The sequence below is a fragment of the uncultured Empedobacter sp. genome, from assembly GCF_937930195.1.
GTDB classification, from domain to species: domain Bacteria; phylum Bacteroidota; class Bacteroidia; order Flavobacteriales; family Weeksellaceae; genus Empedobacter; species Empedobacter stercoris.
In genome coordinates this window covers 1-2,926 of sequence record NZ_CALGVK010000123.1, presented here as the reverse complement: position 1 = coordinate 2,926, position 2,926 = coordinate 1, and the positions used below count along the sequence as shown (strand labels likewise).

Genomic DNA, 2,926 nt, shown 5'->3' with positions numbered 1-2,926 from the left:
TGTTCACGATAAATTAATTGAAACGTGGAAAATGTTAAAACCTTATTTAAAAGGTCAAACTTTGCATTTTTCTTGCGTAAGAGAATCCTTAGAAGATTTAACAAACATCGAATATATAAGAGATTGCGCGATACAAGCCGGAATTAATACTAAATTAATTTATGTTGACGAAATCGGCTGGAATAATGTCAATTTTGTTGATTTAGAAGAAGAACCAATTACAGATATTTTCAAACTTTATCCTTGGGAATGGATGATGAACGAGCTGTTTGCGTATAACATCAAAAATGATGAAATAAATGCCAATTGGATAGAACCAGCTTGGAAAATGATTCTTTCGAACAAAGCTATTTTGCCTATTTTATGGGAATTATATCCCAATCATACGTTGTTGTTAGAAGCATATTTTGGCTCTCCAAAAGAAATGGAAGATTATGTCAAAAAGCCATTGCTATCGCGTGAAGGTGCAAACGTAGAAGTTGTAAAAAATGGTCATATTGCTGAACAAACTTCGGGCGAATATGGCGAAGAAGGTTTTGTCTACCAAGCTTTAACAGATTTGCATCACGAAGAAACAGGTTATACCATTATCGGAAGTTGGGTAATCGGACAAGAATCATGTGGAATTACAGTTCGAGAAAGTAATCAGTTTATTACAACTGACAAAAGTCGATTTGTGCCACATATCATTGAGTAGAGATATAAAAAAAACATACAAAAAGTCTAATTCCTTCAAGAATTAGACTTTTTAGTTTAAACAAAATCAAATAATTACCGCTAAAATTACAAATAATTTAAAAATTGATAGGTTTCATCATTTATTATTTATAAATTAAAAAAAGATTTAGCTAAAATTTTTTATAAATTAAACGTTTAAGGAATAAAACCTTAGATAATTTTTAGCAAATTAAAATTAGCAAATTAAAAACTAAAATGTAAAATTATGGATTTTTTAGATGATTTGTTTAATTCGTCAACTCTACCGCCAGAACGAGTTTCTCGTATGCTCGAAGAAGATCTGTTTTGGCAAATTATAGAAAATTCGTTGATCGATGCCAATAATCTGCAAGACCAAGAATTAGCTTTGATGCAAGAATTAGATGTTCTAACTGCCGAAGATATTATTGGTTTTCAACTTCGATTAGATTTTTTTGCTTACACATTGCATTTACCAGAGGTTTGGTGTGCGTCTTGTATTATGAATGACGGTACAAATCCTGAACATTTTTATTATTTCAAAAATTGGATTATTTCTCAAGGAAAAGAATTGTTTGAAAAAGCGATTTTAAATCCAGATTATTTGGCAGATTTTTTTGAAGAAGGTTTCAATGAAGATGATTTGTTCGAATTCGAAACTTTTCACTTAATTGCAAATAATGTTTTCTATTGTAAATTCGAAAATGATTTTATTGATTTTATTGATCAAGAATGTATGAAATTCTTTACTGAAGAATTTCCAAAACCAGACTTTGATTGGGATGACGAGAATTTAACCAATCTTCAAGTTATTTGCCCAAGATTATTCAAGGTTTTTATCGAAGATTATTCTCCTGATGACGACGAAACAGAGGATGATTTTGATGATGAAGATGAGTTTTTGTAAATTTTATGAAGTATTCTATTGAATTTTTGAAACAAGCTCACAAAGCGTCTATATTCAATAAATCAAAAATATTGAATACTAATAGTTGCGCATGTTTTTGTTGTAAAGAAATTTTATCTACTACTGAAATCAAAGAATTTATTGAAGAAATAGATGGAAAAGATGAAACTGCAATTTGTCCAAGTTGTGGAATTGATTCTATTATTGACGATATTTTTCCTATTAATGATCCAATTTTCTTAGAGGAAATGAGTAAATATTGGTTTGAATAAAAGTTATAAAAAAAAGGAACTCAAATTGAGTTCCTTTTATATTTAGAAAGAATTTTTCTTATCCTAAAACTTCAGCAACTTTAGCTCCGATATCAGCAGGAGAAGACACCACATGAATTCCACATTCTGTCATAATCGCCATTTTAGCTTGCGCTGTATCATCAGCTCCACCTACGATAGCTCCGGCATGTCCCATTGTACGCCCTTTTGGTGCAGTTTGTCCTGCAATAAATCCTACAACTGGTTTTGTACCATTCGCTTTAATCCAACGAGCAGCTTCAGCTTCTAATTGACCACCAATTTCACCAATCATTACGATACACTCCGTTTCTGGGTCATTCATAAATAATTCAACCGCTTCTTTAGTAGTTGTTCCAATAATTGGATCTCCGCCAATTCCGATTGCTGTAGAAATTCCGTAACCAGCTTTTACAACTTGGTCAGCAGCTTCGTACGTTAAAGTTCCTGATTTAGAAACGATACCAACTTTACCTGGTTTGAAAATAAATCCTGGCATAATACCAACTTTCGCTTCACCTGATGTAATAACACCTGGACAGTTCGGTCCAATTAATGTTACATCTCTTTGGTCAACGTACGCTTGTACTTTTACCATATCTTCTACAGGAATACCTTCTGTAATACAGATAATTACTTTGATACCTGCTTCTGCAGCTTCCATAACAGCATCAGCTGCGAATGCTGGTGGAACGAAAATAATAGAAACGTCAGCTCCAGCCTCAACAACAGCATCTTTCACTGTGTTAAAAATTGGTAAACCTAAATGTGTTTGTCCACCTTTACCTGGAGTTACGCCTCCTACTACGTTTGTTCCATATTCAATCATTTGCTCAGCATGAAAAGTTCCTTCTTTTCCTGTGAACCCTTGAACGATTATTTTTGAATCTTTGTTTACTAATACAGACATTGTGATTTTTAATTTACACAAATATAAAAGGAGTTTTGGATTTTAAAAAATATTCGATGTAAAAAATACACTATCTAATTATCGAAACAAGACAAAAATCTATAAGATATTTATCATAAAAAA

The 2,926-nt window shown here is 31.9% G+C and carries 4 protein-coding genes; 3 read left to right on the top strand and 1 reads right to left on the bottom strand.

The window, feature by feature from the left end:
- The 3 genes from Q0616_RS07435 to Q0616_RS07425 all read left to right on the top strand — a co-directional run.
- Positions 1–697 (top strand): glutathionylspermidine synthase family protein (locus Q0616_RS07435; protein ID WP_298776181.1); only part of this gene is annotated, 697 nt, incomplete at its 5' end.
- A gap of 246 nt (positions 698–943) precedes the next feature.
- A complete protein-coding gene (locus tag Q0616_RS07430) occupies positions 944–1,603 on the top strand; it encodes a DUF4240 domain-containing protein (protein ID WP_171622635.1) in 660 nt (219 codons plus the stop codon).
- A gap of 5 nt (positions 1,604–1,608) precedes the next feature.
- Entirely contained in the window at positions 1,609–1,875 is a 267-nt protein-coding gene (locus tag Q0616_RS07425; RefSeq protein ID WP_284583979.1) for a cytoplasmic protein, read from the top strand.
- A gap of 58 nt (positions 1,876–1,933) precedes the next feature.
- On the opposite strand, the gene sucD is transcribed toward Q0616_RS07425, so the two are convergent.
- Complete coding sequence (gene sucD, locus Q0616_RS07420; protein ID WP_171622633.1) at positions 1,934–2,803, bottom strand: succinate--CoA ligase subunit alpha; 870 nt, start codon at positions 2,801–2,803, stop codon at positions 1,934–1,936.
- Between the last annotated feature and the right edge of the window lie 123 nt (positions 2,804–2,926).